This window comes from Brachyspira pilosicoli (assembly GCF_036997485.1).
GTDB classification, from domain to species: domain Bacteria; phylum Spirochaetota; class Brachyspiria; order Brachyspirales; family Brachyspiraceae; genus Brachyspira; species Brachyspira pilosicoli_C.
The window spans coordinates 959673-974639 of sequence record NZ_JAWLPU010000001.1 but is presented as its reverse complement, the minus strand read 5'-3'; the positions used below and the strand labels follow the sequence as shown (position 1 = coordinate 974639).

Annotated in this window: 15 protein-coding genes and 1 tRNA gene; 7 read left to right on the top strand and 9 right to left on the bottom strand. The window is 27.5% G+C overall.

Translation table 11 applies throughout. The features are described 5' to 3' along the window. Window positions 1-39: 39 nt before the first annotated feature. Window positions 40-135, bottom strand: a complete 96-nt coding sequence (locus R4I97_RS04380; RefSeq protein ID WP_014932180.1) for a MetS family NSS transporter small subunit — start codon at window positions 133-135, stop codon at window positions 40-42. A 16-nt stretch (window positions 136-151) separates the two neighbouring features. Then, window positions 152-1639 carry a sodium-dependent transporter gene (locus R4I97_RS04375; RefSeq protein WP_335783869.1) on the bottom strand — a complete coding sequence of 496 codons (1488 nt, stop codon included), beginning with the start codon at window positions 1637-1639 and terminating at the stop codon, window positions 152-154. Window positions 1640-1866: 227 nt separating this feature from the next. Here R4I97_RS04375 and R4I97_RS04370 point away from each other — a divergent pair. Together R4I97_RS04370 and R4I97_RS04365 are read left to right on the top strand one after the other, a co-directional pair. Continuing rightward, a tRNA-Leu gene (locus R4I97_RS04370) sits at window positions 1867-1950 on the top strand. A 29-nt stretch (window positions 1951-1979) separates the two neighbouring features. Further along, window positions 1980-2345, top strand: coding sequence for a response regulator (locus R4I97_RS04365; protein ID WP_335783868.1), 366 nt, complete (start codon window positions 1980-1982; stop codon window positions 2343-2345). Here R4I97_RS04365 and R4I97_RS04360 read toward each other — a convergent pair. Further along, a complete protein-coding gene (locus tag R4I97_RS04360; protein ID WP_335783867.1) occupies window positions 2342-4111 on the bottom strand; it encodes a HAMP domain-containing sensor histidine kinase in 1770 nt (589 codons plus the stop codon). The two genes, R4I97_RS04365 and R4I97_RS04360, sit on opposite strands and share 4 nt — an antisense overlap. Next, the gene (locus tag R4I97_RS04355) at window positions 4098-4712 is read right to left on the bottom strand and encodes an HAD family phosphatase (protein WP_335783866.1); all 615 of its coding nucleotides are present in this window, start codon (window positions 4710-4712) and stop codon (window positions 4098-4100) included. The genes R4I97_RS04360 and R4I97_RS04355 overlap by 14 nt, the downstream gene beginning before the upstream one ends. A gap of 284 nt (window positions 4713-4996) precedes the next feature. On the opposite strand from R4I97_RS04355, the gene R4I97_RS04350 reads away from it, so the two are divergent. The 3 genes from R4I97_RS04350 to aroD are packed head-to-tail and all read left to right on the top strand — an operon-like array spanning window position 4997 to window position 8067. Continuing rightward, the gene (locus R4I97_RS04350; protein WP_335783865.1) at window positions 4997-6457 is read left to right on the top strand and encodes a nucleoside-diphosphate sugar epimerase/dehydratase; all 1461 of its coding nucleotides are present in this window, start codon (window positions 4997-4999) and stop codon (window positions 6455-6457) included. 7 nt (window positions 6458-6464) lie between these two features. Continuing rightward, on the top strand, window positions 6465-7316 hold the full coding sequence (gene aroE / locus R4I97_RS04345; protein WP_335783864.1) for a shikimate dehydrogenase: 852 nt from the start codon (window positions 6465-6467) through the stop codon (window positions 7314-7316). Window positions 7317-7335: 19 nt separating this feature from the next. Next, window positions 7336-8067 (top strand): type I 3-dehydroquinate dehydratase, encoded by a 732-nt coding sequence (gene aroD / locus R4I97_RS04340; RefSeq protein WP_335783863.1) that lies wholly within the window; start codon window positions 7336-7338, stop codon window positions 8065-8067. A gap of 456 nt (window positions 8068-8523) precedes the next feature. Here aroD and R4I97_RS04335 read toward each other — a convergent pair whose 3' ends face one another. The 4 genes from R4I97_RS04335 to R4I97_RS04320 form a co-directional block, all read right to left on the bottom strand. Next, window positions 8524-8763: a hypothetical protein gene (locus R4I97_RS04335; protein WP_335783862.1), complete on the bottom strand. Its 240-nt coding sequence runs from the start codon at window positions 8761-8763 to the stop codon at window positions 8524-8526. Between the two features lie 56 nt (window positions 8764-8819). Beyond that, window positions 8820-9113, bottom strand: a complete 294-nt coding sequence (locus R4I97_RS04330; protein ID WP_335783861.1) for a nucleotidyltransferase domain-containing protein — start codon at window positions 9111-9113, stop codon at window positions 8820-8822. Then, on the bottom strand, window positions 9113-9532 hold the full coding sequence (locus R4I97_RS04325; protein WP_335783860.1) for a nucleotidyltransferase substrate binding protein: 420 nt from the start codon (window positions 9530-9532) through the stop codon (window positions 9113-9115). Before R4I97_RS04325 ends, R4I97_RS04330 begins: the two co-directional genes overlap by 1 nt. 723 nt (window positions 9533-10255) lie before the next feature. Beyond that, window positions 10256-11611, bottom strand: a complete 1356-nt coding sequence (locus tag R4I97_RS04320; RefSeq protein WP_335783859.1) for a PhoH family protein — start codon at window positions 11609-11611, stop codon at window positions 10256-10258. A gap of 229 nt (window positions 11612-11840) precedes the next feature. On the opposite strand from R4I97_RS04320, the gene R4I97_RS04315 reads away from it, so the two are divergent. Both R4I97_RS04315 and R4I97_RS04310 read left to right on the top strand, forming a co-directional pair. Then, on the top strand, window positions 11841-12407 hold the full coding sequence (locus R4I97_RS04315; protein WP_335783858.1) for a DapH/DapD/GlmU-related protein: 567 nt from the start codon (window positions 11841-11843) through the stop codon (window positions 12405-12407). Window positions 12408-12430: 23 nt separating this feature from the next. Continuing rightward, a complete protein-coding gene (locus R4I97_RS04310; RefSeq protein ID WP_335783857.1) occupies window positions 12431-13522 on the top strand; it encodes an alpha/beta hydrolase in 1092 nt (363 codons plus the stop codon). A 519-nt stretch (window positions 13523-14041) separates the two neighbouring features. Here R4I97_RS04310 and R4I97_RS04305 read toward each other — a convergent pair. Then, entirely contained in the window at window positions 14042-14935 is an 894-nt protein-coding gene (locus R4I97_RS04305; protein ID WP_335783856.1) for a LysR family transcriptional regulator, read from the bottom strand. Between the last annotated feature and the right edge of the window lie 32 nt (window positions 14936-14967).

The window sequence follows — 14967 nt, the reverse complement described above, 5'->3', positions numbered from 1 at the left end:
GGGATTTTGTCTCCCCCTATTATTTTTAATCATTTATTTTTATTTTTTTCTAGCACCTATGCTTACAAAAAAGATAAAGCCGCCCCATATTACTATAAGGCTAAGTGCCATAAATATTGCAGAATCTGGACTCATATATCAATACCTCCTATTAACTATTTAAAGTTCTGTCTTTAAGTTTGGCAAGTATAATACCAACTATAAAAGCCAATACAGGCATAGACCAACCTAATATTATTAAAGCAGCTTGAGGATAGTTTCCATAAGGTTTTTGGAAATCGTTTATAAGTTTTAAAGCCAACATTATAGCTAAGAATATTGGAGTTAAAAACTTCAAACAGAAATCCCACCATAATCCAACTCTAAACTCACTTACTTTATTAATAAGCTCTTTGAAATCGCCCAATTTATATACCCAAGCAACTAATACTATCTCTATAAGACCGCTTACTACTATGTTATAATTGTTGAGGAAAGCATCTACTATATCAAGTATGTTCAAACCGCTTCCTGTAGCATAAACCATAGAAATTAAGCCCTGTATTAATATTACTATAACAGCAACTTTTTTTCTGTTGAAATGGAACTTATCTATAAAAGAAGATATAACAACCTCAGCAAGTGATATAGCAGAAGTAAGTCCTGCAAAAGAAAGCACTAAGAAAAATACTAAACCAAATATTCCATTTAAACCAGGTAAAGCATTAATAGCCTCAGGAAATACCATGAAAGCCAAACCTATACCGCCATTTCCAGCAACCTCAGCAACTTCTTTACCCTGAGAATAAGCCATATAACCCATTATGCTAAACACAGTTAAACCAGCAAATAAACTAAAGCTAGTATCAGCAAAACCAGTCATAAATGCATTATTAGCTATATCAGAATCATCAGGCAAATAACTAGAATATGTAATCATTATACCAAAAGCAACAGACATACTATAAAATACCTGACCATAAGCAGCAATCCATACTTGAGGATTAAGCAATTTAGAGAAATCAGGCTTAAACATATAATCAAGTCCTGCCAAAGCACCAGGTAAAGTAATACCTCTAATAAGTATGATTACTACAAGTATAGCAAGCAAAGGCATAAAAATTTTATTAGCTTTTTCTATACCATCTTTAACGCCGCCTATAACAGAAGCAAATATTATCACCCAAACAATAATTAAAGGAATAGCTACACTCAAATTAAAATTTCCAAGAGAAAAACCGCTTTCTAATTTTAGATACTCCCCAGTAAAGAAACCAACAGTATCAGTTCCCCATTTTAACCCTTGAAGGGAAAATAGTCCATAAGATAATGACCAAGCTATAATAACAGAATAATAAATAACTATAGCAAAACAAGTAAACACTTGAAGCCAACCTAACCATTCCCATTTTGAATTAAGGAATTTTAAAGCTCCAGGTGCACTTCTATGTGTTTTATGTCCTATAGAAAATTCCAATATCATAATAGGTATACCAGCAGTAAGCATAGCAATTAGGAATACTATCATAAAAGCTCCGCCGCCATTAGATGCTACCATATATGGGAAACGCCATATATTACCCAAACCAACAGCAGAACCTATAGCAGCTAATATAAATCCTGCACGAGTACCCCACTGCCCTCTGTGTTGATGACTCATAATCGACTCCTTTAATCTTTTTTAATATAAAATTTATTATAATAAACAATTTTTTTATAAATAGCAATACTTGTTGTAGAATTTTTTTAAATATTAAACTCATATAAATAAGGCAATATTGTGTTGTTTATCACATAAATATACACGTGCAAACATGTATATTTATTTATGTAAAAAATATGCTTGATTTTTATATAAACATATACTATAATATAACTGTTTTTTAAGCCGAGATGGTGAAATTGGTAGACACGTCAGACTCAAAATCTGATTGGGGCAACTCAGTGAGGGTTCGATTCCCTCTCTCGGTAAATATAATACTTAATTCTTCGGATTATTTATGAAAGAAAATACTGTTATACTAGTAGATGATGATGGTATTAGCCTAAATAAAATTAAAGCTTTGCTTGAAAGCTCTTCAATTAAAGTATTAACCGCAGAAAATTTATACGAACTTATGAGTAAAATCTATAAATATAATATAGAAATATTAATATTTAATCCTAATTTAGTATGGATTAATGTTATAGAATTTATTACTGAATTAAAAAAAGCAAATAATCAATCAAACTTTCAAATATTTTTTATATCAGAAAACATAGATCAAAATATAAAAGAAGAAGCTAAGAAACTTGATATAAAATATATTGATAATAGTTCTAATATAAATAAAATAGTACAATATTTCAGTAAAGAAGAACTTTAATTTCTAAATCTAACAAAAAATGTAGTACCTTCACCTATTATTGAATCAACATCTATTCTACCATTATGCTCATTAATAATCTTTTCCACTATAGAAAGACCTATACCAGTACCTTTATCTTTAGAGGTAAAATATGGTTCAAAAATCCTTTTTAAATCATTCTCGTTTATACCATTTCCTGTATCTGTAATACTAACCGTAAAAAATTCCTGGAAATCCAAAACTTCATGATAACTAGATAAATATATAAAAGACTCTTTACTATTATTCTCCATAGCCTCTATCGCATTTTTTATTAAATTTCTAAAAGCAATGATAAGTTTATCTCTATCCATATTAATAAAACAATCTATCTTAGAAAATGATGTCTTACACTTAACATTAGGAATATTTTTAAAAGATTCAAATACCTCTATAAGAACGCCATTGATAGACTCTTTTTCGGTAGAGAGTTTAATATTAAAAGAAAACTCTGAAAATGATTTCACTAAAGATAAAATACTATTTGAATTTTTGATAATGATGTTGATAGATTTCTTTATCTTTTCCAAATCATTATCAGACATTTCACTTTTTAACCTCTTTTCTATTAATTCAGCATTCATCATAATAGGCATAAGAGGATTTTTTATTTCATGTGCTACTTTAATAGCAGCTTCTTTCCAAGTTTCTAACGATACTCTTATTTTTTCTTTATCTCTATGATATTTTAAAGCTCTGGCCATAACATTAAATCTATAAATTAGGTTTCTAAGATCATGAACCCCATAAAACTTCATATCAACATCAAAATCAGAGTTAATAATAGAATTAGTAGCATTAAGAAGTAAACTTATAGGTCTTGTTATAAAGCGGGAAAATATTATACCAAAAATAATAGATATAAAAGTAGATATTCCTAAGATAAATATATATAGAAGTTTTAACACTATCGAGAACTCACCTATAAACATATTAATTGAATTATATATTCTAAAAGCTTTCAATGCATTATTTCTAACATTGATATAATTACTAGGCATACTATCAAAAATAATAGCATAATGATTTACATCTCTGAGAGGAACTATAGCGTTAATATAAAAAAGCCCATTATATTCACTATTAGCAAATGTAATCTTATCTAAAGAAAATCTATAATTAATATCAAGAGGTACATAGTCTTGAGAATTAAATAAGATAGTACTATACCCATAATATGAATTAGAAACAAAAATTATATTAGTGAAAATATTATCTTTATATATTACATTACTTATTTTTGCCGTATCAGATAAATCTATATTATTTAAATAATTGTCATAAGAATTTGATATACTATTTAATATACTATTTTGTTTATTAACTATATCATCATTAGAAACTTCTATTATATATGATAAAGATTCATTAATACTATTATCAGTAAATAAATTTAGATTAGATTCTATTATATAATATGACATCTTACTAATAACCAAACTCGTGATAACTGTCATAAAGGCCATTATTGATACTATAGCAAGTTTCAGATGAGAGCCTTCTTTTTTTTTGAGGGCTTCTAATACAAATTTAACTATAGTTACTATACCAATTATAATACTTGATGAAGGCAAAAAAAGAGTAAAGAACATATATATTAAATCAGTAGTATTAGGCTCATATACAAAACTGCTTATATAGAGAGAAGCAATTAAATCTAATAATATAAATATTGAAACTATTAATAAATACAAACCGCCGTAACGGCTTTTAATTTTCACAAAAAAATCTTTAATTATTTTCATAATACTCTATATTTTTTAATTCTAAAGATAAATCGTCTATATTCTTTAGATGTATAGATTTTATTCCCATTTGTTCAGCAGATACAACATTATCCAAATTATCATCTATAAAAAGACATTCTTTTATATTTAGTTTATATCTTTTGAGCAATAGTTCATATATTGCTTTAGTTGGTTTAATAATTTTTACATCAGCTGATATTATACCGCCAGAACATGTATTATCAAAAAAGTCTGTTTTTTTCTTTATAGCATTAAAAGTTTCAACTGGCATATTAGATAAATAATATATGTTATAACCTTTTAATTTATATTCTTTTAATATTTCTATATTATGATGCATAGATAACACATCATATAAATAAGAATCAAATATTTGTTTTAAAACAAATTTATATTTTGGGCAAGCATTTAAAAAATAGTTTTTAGCATCATTAAATGACAAATCACCTTTATCCATTAAACTCCAATTTTTATCTCTTATAGTATTATCTAAAAACTCATTTACATCATCTACTTTATCAGTATGTTTATATAGAAAATCAACTATATCAAATTTAAATAAAACATTTCCTATATCTGATATAATATTTTTTATCATTATATATCCTTACAATATAATATAGTATACTCATTATATTTTTATAGTTGTATTTGTCAAGTTTTTGAAGCTATAAATTATAATATTTCATAAGCAATCAAGTATATAAAATATAAATTAAATATTGAATAAACATTACGCACGCTAAATAGATACAAAAATATAAACAAACTAAAAATACTATTTCTATTACAAACATAAAGTTTTTCACCGTGCGGTAAATAAATTAAAAAACTTGTATAATACAAAATTTATACTATAATTAATTATTAAAAATAATAACTTTGGGATATTTAATGGGTAAAAAAAATATTGTTATTATTGGAGCTGGAAATGCAGGAGAGACTCTTGCTTCTGAAATATTAGCATCTGATGATAGTAATGAATATAATATACTTTGCTTTTTAGATGATGATGAAAATAAAAAAGAAATTAATATTAATAATCATACTATAAAAGTTGAAGGCAAAGTTAAAGATATAGAAAAAATTATAAATAAATATAAAAACAAAAATATAGAAATAGAAGAAATTATTATAGCAATACCTACACTTAAACAAAAAGAACTTCTTGAAATATTAGATATAATATATCCTACAGGAATCAAATATAAAATACTCCCTTGCTTTTTTGAGATTATAAAAGGAAATGCTTCTATTAAAGACATTAGAAACATAGAACCATCAGATTTACTTGGAAGGGAAGAGATTGGTTTTGATGAAAAAGAGATATCGGATTATTATAAAGATAAAACGATACTAGTTACAGGGGGAGGAGGCTCTATTGGAAGCGAACTTGTAAGACAATTAGTAACACTTCCTGTAAAAAAAGTAATGGCTTTAGATAATTCTGAAGGTGCTATACATAGTCTTATAATGTCTTTGAATGATAGAAAAAATGAAAAAAACAAACATAAGTTTAAATATATTATATCTAATGTTAGAGATTATGTAAAAGTAGATAAAATATTAAAACAAGAAAATCCAGATATAATATTTCATGCAGCAGCACATAAGCATTTGCCGTTTATGGAAGAATACCCTGAAGAAGCAATTAAAAACAACATACTCGCAACAGAAAATATAGCTACATTAGCAATCAAAAATAATATTAAAAACTTTATATTTATATCAACAGATAAAGCCGTTCGTCCGACATCACTTATGGGGGCAAGCAAAAGAATATGCGAAAGAATGATAATGTCCCTATCGCATGAACAAAATAATACTAAATTTAAAATAACAAGATTCGGCAATGTATTAGGAAGTAGCGGAAGTGTAATACCAGTTTTTGAAAGACAGATTAGAGAAGGAAAACCTCTAACAGTTACGCACCCAGAAATGGTTAGATTTTTTATGTCCATAAGAGAAGCAGCAAGGTTAGTAATAAAAGCTTGTACACTTAATGATGGAGTTATATTTACTTTGGATATGGGTAAACCTGTAAAGATATTAGATTTGGCAAAAAATATGCTTAAGATGTACGGTCTTACAGAAAAAGATATCCCTATAATATTTACAGGAATAAGAGAAGGTGAAAAGTTGTATGAAGAGATTCTCATGGACGATGAAACTCTAATACCTTCACAATACAAAAAATTATTTATAGCTAAAGACCCAGTACAATGCTTAACACCAGAAGAACGAAAAATAATGATTGATGCATTCGATATAGCTTCACTCGATGCCGATAAAGATACAATAAAATTACTGATGAAAAGATATATAGAAGAATACACAGGATAATTAAAAAATGAATATAACAGCAAAAACAACATTAACAGCACTTTTTGCTTCACCTTGCAGACACAGTTTATCCCCAATCATGCATAATAAATCTTTTGAAAAACTATCATTAGATTATGTATATTTAGCTTTTGAAGTAGATAAAAATAATTTGAAAGAAGCCGTAAACTCTATAAAAACTCTTAATATAAGAGGCGTTAATTTATCTATGCCGAATAAAAAAGAAGTTATACAATATTTGGATAATATTTCAGAATCTGCAAGACTCTCTCAAAGCGTAAACACTATAGTTAATGATAATGGAGTTTTAACAGGACACTCTACAGACGGAAAAGGTTTTATAAAGTCTCTTGAAGAAGAAAATATTAATATAAAAAATAGTGATGTTACAATACTTGGCATTGGAGGAGCTTCTATTTCTATAATTACAGAGTTTGCTCTTTATGGTGTAAAAGAAATATCTGTTTTTAAAAGAGATAATAATTGGACTGAGCAAAAAAAGATAATAGATAATATTCAAGATGAAACTGATTGCAAAATAGAGCTTTATACTTTAGATAATAAAAAAGAATTAAAAAAACAAATAGATAAAAGCAAATTATTAATTAATGCTACAAGTGTTGGTATGAAAGACGATGCTTCAATTATAGAAGATAAAACATTTTTTAGAGATGATTTAATTGTTGCCGATTGTATATATAGCCCAGCAAAAACAAAATTATTACAAATAGCAGAAAAAGAAAATTGTAAAATAATTAATGGAATGGGTATGCTTTTATATCAGGGAGCATTAGCTTTTGAGCTGTGGACTTCAAAACAAATGCCTGTAGATTATATAAAAAACATCATATTTAATTAAAACTATTCGTGGAGTTATTATGATTAAAATAAAAAATGTTAATATTGGCGATGGTATTCCTAAAATATGTATTCCTGTTATAGAAAAACATAAAAAGGATGTTATAAAATATATAAAAGAGATAGATAAACTTCCAATAGATTTAATAGAATGGCGTGCAGACTTTTATGAAGATAGCGACAACAATATAGAAGAGATTTCCAAAGAGATAAAAAAATGTACAACAAAACCTATAATATTTACTTTAAGAAGTGTTAAAGAAGGCGGAAATTTAAATATAAAATCTGATACTTATGACTGTATGATTAATATTTATAAAACTATCATAGATAAAAAATTATTTTCTATTATAGATATAGAATTATTAACTCTAAAAGAAAACGATATAAAAGAATTAATAAAACTATCAAAAGAAGGAAATATAAAAACAATACTCTCTAATCATGATTTTAGTAAAACTCCAAACAAAATAGAAATAATTCATAGAATAAAGAAAATGATAAAATTAAAAGCGGATATAGCAAAAGTGGCCTACACTCCCAAAAAACAAAAAGATGTATTAACAATATTAGAGCTTCACAATGAAATAAATAATATACCGCTTATAGCAATATCCATGGGAGAAGAGGGCGTTATAACAAGACTATTTTATTCTGCAATTACATTTGCTTCAGCTAAAAGAGCATCAGCACCAGGACAAATAGAAGCAACAAAATTAAAATATATGATAGACAGCATTTATAAAAGTTAATTAAATTTTTTATTGTTCTTTTTCCCGCGTACGAGCTGTACCACCTTGCCGCACGGTAATATTATGGTTTAATTATAACTTCTTAGTTGTGCGGGGGAGTGCTTTTTAATGTACAATTAAATTATAAAATTTATAATAAAAATACAGTTCTTTTGGTTCTTTTATACCAATAAAAGAACTGGGGGCGTGGGGGCAAAGCCACCACAAATAAAAAAACTAAAAAATATTTTGATAGGCTTTAAATTTTTTAATATATATTAAAGTAATTATATTTTATTAATTTTTTTATTGTTCTTTTTCCGCAGCTCGCACCCACAGGCACTTCCTTCGGTCGCATCCACATGCACTCCTTTCAGTCGCGGTGCGGACTTCGTCAAAGTTGTAAAAGTGCTAATTTATAAAAATATAATTTAATTTATGAAATTAAAAATATTTATTATACAAAACTTTTATATATTACCTCATATTATTGATAATATCTTTTAATTCCCTAAAATTAATAATTACATTAGGATAATCACTATCTAAAACAAAATAGACCAATTCAATATTCTCTTTTTCAAAATTAAAATATAGTTCAACTTGATTTAAAATCATTTCTTTTTCTGTTTTTGACTTTATATTTAATAGAATTTTCTCTCTAAGTTTTAAAGAGCTATGTATATCGTCTTTAAATGCCTCAATAGTTTTATTCATTTTTTCTCCATTATTTATATATGTAAAGCAGTTTTTACCAAGCCTTTCTCATCATTTTATGATTTACTATAAATAACTTTGCCGTATTTGTTTATATCGTTTATTAATTTTTGATTAGTAATATTATTATAATCAACAACATCAAATTTTAAAAGTGTTGGTATGTTTTCAAACTCTTCTTTTAATCTCCCGCAAAATAAAAAGTCAAACTCTCCCACTACGGCCAAATCTATATCAGAATTATATTTTTCTTTGTCTATTGCCCTCGAGCCAAACAGTATAACTTTTTCTATATTTACATACTTAGAGCAAATATTTTTAATTTCTTTTAATATTTTTTCATCAAGCATTAAGAGTTTATCCTCTCCAAAAAGAAATTATATAATTCATTTAATACTTTTAAATAATCATTTTCTATTCTTTTAAAAATCTCTTCAAACTTAACAAAATCATAAGTATGAGAAAGCAAATTGCGACTTAACATCATATCTATAAATACATCTTCATTTTTAATAATATTTGCTAAGTAAGCTTCTTTAAAAATGTTTCTTGGAGATATATCTACATTGTTTAAACTTCCATTATATTCCAAATAATCTTTCAAAGTTTTCCAAGCCAATTCATAAGTATATTCAAATCTCTGAACAACACCTTCTTTTTCTAATAATGATAATTCTTCTATTTTTCTATCTTCAAAAACATTTTTTAGCAAATTAAAAGCTTTTTCAAAATGATTAAATCTCTGTTTCCAGCGAATATTTTCTTCCATAAAATATTTCCAACAATTTTTAATTGAATTATATAATTTAGATAATATTTATCAAGTTTTATTTTTATTATATTATTTTTTATCAACTTTTCCAGCCTTCGCGGTGCGGACTTCGTCAAAGAACCAAAAAGTACAAATGTTTTAGCTTTATGGTTTTAGGATATGTAAATCTTAAATAATATCTATATTTTCATCTATGCATAAAAGACAAGATTTTATTAAATGCAGTTCTTTTGTTTCTTTTATACCAATACCGAAGGCACTTCCTACGGTCGTAAAAGAAGTGGTGGTTCTACCCTACGGGTACGCTTCGCAAGGGGATAGTCCCCGAGAATAAAAAAACATAAAAACTAAATTTTGATACACTCAAAATTTTTTAATGTATATTAAAACAATAATTTTATATCAACTTTTTTGTTGTTCTTTTTACCGCAGCAACTTGTAAAAAATAATAAGCAACAATATATAATTTTTATCAACCTTTCCCGCAGCTCGCACCCATACCTAAAGGTACTTCCTACAGTTGCCATGAAGGACTCCTTTCAGTCGCACCCACAGGCACTCCTTTCAGTCGCGGTGCGGACTTCGTCAAAGTTGCAAAAGTACTAATTTATAAAAATATAATTTATATATAATTTATGGAATTAAAAATATTTTATATCAATTAAAAACAAAAAGCATAAAGGGTTGGCTTCACTCTTTATGCTTTACTATTCAATAATTTCATAATACGTTCGCAGCAAGCTCGGCAAGTTTTGAACGCTCTCCTTTCTCAAGTGTTACAGTGCCGCTTAAAACTTCTCCTTTGGTTCTGTCTATCAAATAAGTAAGTCCATTGTTTCTTTCATCCAAATAAGGAGTATCTATCTGGTGAATGTCCCCAGTGAAAACTATTTTTGTTCCTTCGCCTGCTCTTGTTATAATAGTTTTTATTTCATGGGGAGTTAGGTTTTGTGCTTCATCTACTATAAAATATATTCTATTTAAGCTTCTTCCTCTAATATATGCGAGTGGTGAAATTACTATCTTTTCATTTTCAAGCATCTTTTTAATGTTCTTGCTTTCATCGCTATCATCAGAGTGAATATGCTGTATTACTGAAAGGTTGTCAAATAAAGGCTGCATATAAGGGTCTAATTTACTATTAACATCTCCAGGCAAAAAACCTAAATCTTTATTAGAAAGTGCAACTATTGGACGAGCTAAAAGTATTTGCCTATATTCTCTTCTTTTTTCTAAAGCAGCAGCAAGAGCCAAAAGTGTTTTACCAGTACCAGCTTTACCCATTATTGTAACTAAAGGTATATCATTATCAAGTAAAACATCTAAAGCCATTGCCTGCTCTTCATTTCTTGGTTTTATTCCATAAGCATTAATATTACTATCAACATAAACTATTGTATTAGTATCATCTTTATATTTACCTATTACTGCTTCATCTTCTTCATTTACTCTATAGCAAAAATATGTATTAGGATAAATTGAATTCTCTTCTTTAACTCCTATTTGTTTATTATCTTTAAGCTCTTTTATATAAACGCGTGCATTGTCCCCAGAAATACTTTCTATACCTGTAAATAGTGAAGATAATTTATCAATTTTATCAGTGTTATAATCCTGAGTATCTATACCTAAACTTCTTGCCTTCATTCTCATATTAATATCTTTTGTAATGAGAACTACTCTATAATTTTCAGATTTCAAATTATAAGCACAAGATAGTATTTTATGATCAGGTATGTTTCCTGCAAATATCTTTTTAAAATCTTCTTTCTCTTCGTTATTAACATCAACAAACACCTTACTTTTATTATCAAGCAAAGCACCCTTTTTGAATATGTCTTTCACCCCTTCAGTTTTTTCATTTTTTTCAACTATAGCATCAAGCTCTCTTATAAACTCTCTCGCATTAAAATTAATTGTATCGCTTCCTTTTTTGAACTTATCAACCTCTTCCAACACTGTAATAGGTATAACAATATTAGTTTCTTCAAAAGAGAATATTGATTTAAAATCATGCAATATAACATTTGTATCAAACACAAATACTTTTTTATTAGGTATAAAATTTTCTATCATCGCAAATCCTTATTTTTAAGATAATTTATTATATTTGAATATAATAAACGCTATATAATAAGTATTATACAAAAGAGATAAAAAAGCAAATTCATTTAAGTTAAATGAATATTAAAGTTTAGTATCACTAGTATGCCTTTTAGGCATAAAAAGATATAACACATAAATATTTGATATAATACATTTTCTTTATAAAATAAAGTCAATTAATAAAAATAAGGAATAACAAATGAATATCGAAGAGTTTATAAAATACTGCAAAGAAGGAAATCCTGTATCGAGCATTGATAAAGAGCTTTCACCATTTTTGCATGAATGTGCACAAAATGCAATAAAAATATGTATGGAAATTAATAATAGTTATCACACTCCAGATGAGGTAAGAAAATTATTTGAAAAGCTAACAGGCGAAAATATAGATGAAAGTTTTATGTGCTTTCCTCCATTTTACAGCGACTTCGGAAGAAATATAAAGATAGGAAAAAATGTATTTTTTAACTGCGGCTGCTCATTTCAAGATAGAGGCGGAATAACTATAGGAGACAATGTATTTCTTGGAATGAATGTTACTATATCAACTTTAAATCATGGTTTTGATTTAGAGCATAGAAGCACAACATATCCGTCAAAAGTAGTTATAGGTAATAATGTTTGGATAGGCTCTGGGGCTAATATACTTGGAGGAGTTACTATAGGAGACAATTCAATAATAGCTGCTGGTGCTTTGGTTAATAAAGATGTACCTTCTAATGTAATAGTTGGAGGAGTGCCTGCTAAAATTATAAAAAAGTTATAATAAATAAAATTAAGGAGCGTTAAATGAAAAAAATAATATTATCAATATATTTACTTCTAACTTTTTTAATATCTTGTAACAATAACCAATCACAGAATAATCAAAATAAAGGAGGAGATGATATGGATACAAGAGTTTTTAAAATTTATACAAATATAGAAATGAAAAAAGTAAGATTTAAAAATCGTTATGGTATAGAAATAGCAGGAGATTTATATTTGCCAGAAAATTATACCAATCAAAAAAATCCTGCGATAGTTGTATCTGGACCATTTGGAGCAGTTAAAGAACAAGCTTCAGGATTATATGCTCAGGAGATGGCTACTTATGGTTTTGTTGCTTTAGCATTTGACCCATCTTTTACAGGTGAGAGTGGGGGCGATGTAAGAAACACTTCTTCACCTGATATATTTACTGAAGATTATAGTGCTGCTGTAGATTATTTAGGTTTACTTGATTATGTAGACAGAAACCGCATTGGTGCAATAGGTATTTGCGGACTTTCTGGTATGGCTATCACTGCAGCTGGAACTGACACTAGAATAAAGGCTGTAGCAACTGCTTCAATGTATGATATGTCAAGAGATATGAGCAAAGGACATCAAGATTATTACACTCCTGAGCAAAGAAGAAAAATAAGAGAATATTTAAGCGAACAGCGTTGGAAAGATGCTGAAAGTAAAACCTATGCATTAGGAAATCATGAACCTACTTTTGATGCAAATAATAATATACAAGCTTCTGCAATGGTTGTACCAGAAGAGCTTCCTGAAAATGCTGACCCTGTATTTGCTGCTTTCTACAACTATTATGCTAAAAGAGCTTATCACCCTCGTGCTATAAACTTTGTTACTTCTTGGACTGCAACAATGCCTGTATCTTTTTGGAATTTCCCTTTGATGGCTAATATTAAAGATGTTTCTCCTACTCCTATACTTTTAATAGCAGGTGATAGAGCTCATTCAAGATACTACTCTGAAGATATTTATAAAGAAGCGTTAGAGCCAAAAGAGATTTTAATAATAGAAGATGCTGACCATGTTGATTTATATGACAATATGAAGAAAATTCCTTTTGAAAAATTATCACAGTTCTTTACTGAAAATCTAAAATAATTAATAGACCTTTATAACTAATTTTCTCTTTAATCCAAGTATTATTTTATAATGCTTGGATTTTTTATTTGTAATTATGAGCAAATAACGCACGGTAAACAGACTTTAATTTATAATACATATTATAATTATTAATTAATATATTTTTTATAATTTTACTCACCGTGCGGTGTGATGATTCTAAACCTAAATAAAACTTGGGCGGGCGTTATATTAACAGTTTCGACTATTAAAGAACTAAAAAATAAAATTAACTATTCAAACAATAAATCATAAAGGGCGGGCAAGCGTAAATAAAGTTAAAAAATTTTATTTTCTCTCCCCTCCCTCAAGATTTTATAATCTTTACTTTGTATTAAAACTTAATTTATATTTTTTATTTTAATTAGAATTTATTAGCACCCACCCAAGTGTTTTTTAAATTTGTTATTGAATTACCGCACGATTAAATATTTTTAATTTCATAGCTGTTTGAGAAAATAAAAATGCATTTATATTTTATGATTTGTTTACCGTGCGTTATGAATTAAATTTATTTCTAATCCTATCAAGAAATATTTTTGACGCCCTTGAAAACTCTTGATTCTTTTTCCATACAATATTAATACCAGATTCTAATTTCGGCTTTAAAGGTAAAAAACAAATATTTTGATGCTCCATATTGTCTATTAACTTGTCTAAACATAAAGCATACCCCATGCCTTCCTGAACCATAATTAATGCATTGTAAATTAAATTGTAAGTGGCAACTATATTTAGCTTATCAAAAGTATCAGCAAACCACCTTGAAAAATCATTATCAAGCATTTCAGTTTCCATTACCTGTCTTGAAATTATTAAAGGAATATTTAATAAATCTTTTTTTGTTATATTTTTTTTATTTAAAAGATGAGAATCTTTTCTCATAATTAATCCCCAAGTATCTTTTGCAGGCATTTTTAAATAATCATATTTAGATAAATCAGCAGGGTCAATTAATAAACCAAAATCGAGTAGCCCTTTATCAAGCTTCTCTGTAATGTCCTGAAAATTTCCGCTGTAAATATTATATTTTATATGAGGATAATCATTTTGCACATCTTTCATAACTGAAGCAAGTAAACTCATAGCCCAGCTCTCCCCCGCACCAATGAATATATCCCCCGCTATAACCTCATCAGTAAAATTAAACTCCGCTCTGGTTTTTTCTATCATATTTATTATTTCTTCTGCTCTTTTTTTTAATAAAATTCCTTCAGGAGTAAGCTCTATATTACTATGCCTTCTTTCAAAAAGTTTATGCCCAATATCTCTTTCAAGTATATTTATCTGTCTTGATAAATTCGGCTGGGTGAGATTAAGATATTTTGCAGCTTTTGTAATATTACCTTCCCTCACAGTTATTAAAAAATATTTTAATCCCCTAATTTCCATATAATATCCTAAAAATATAATTATGCTTTTTA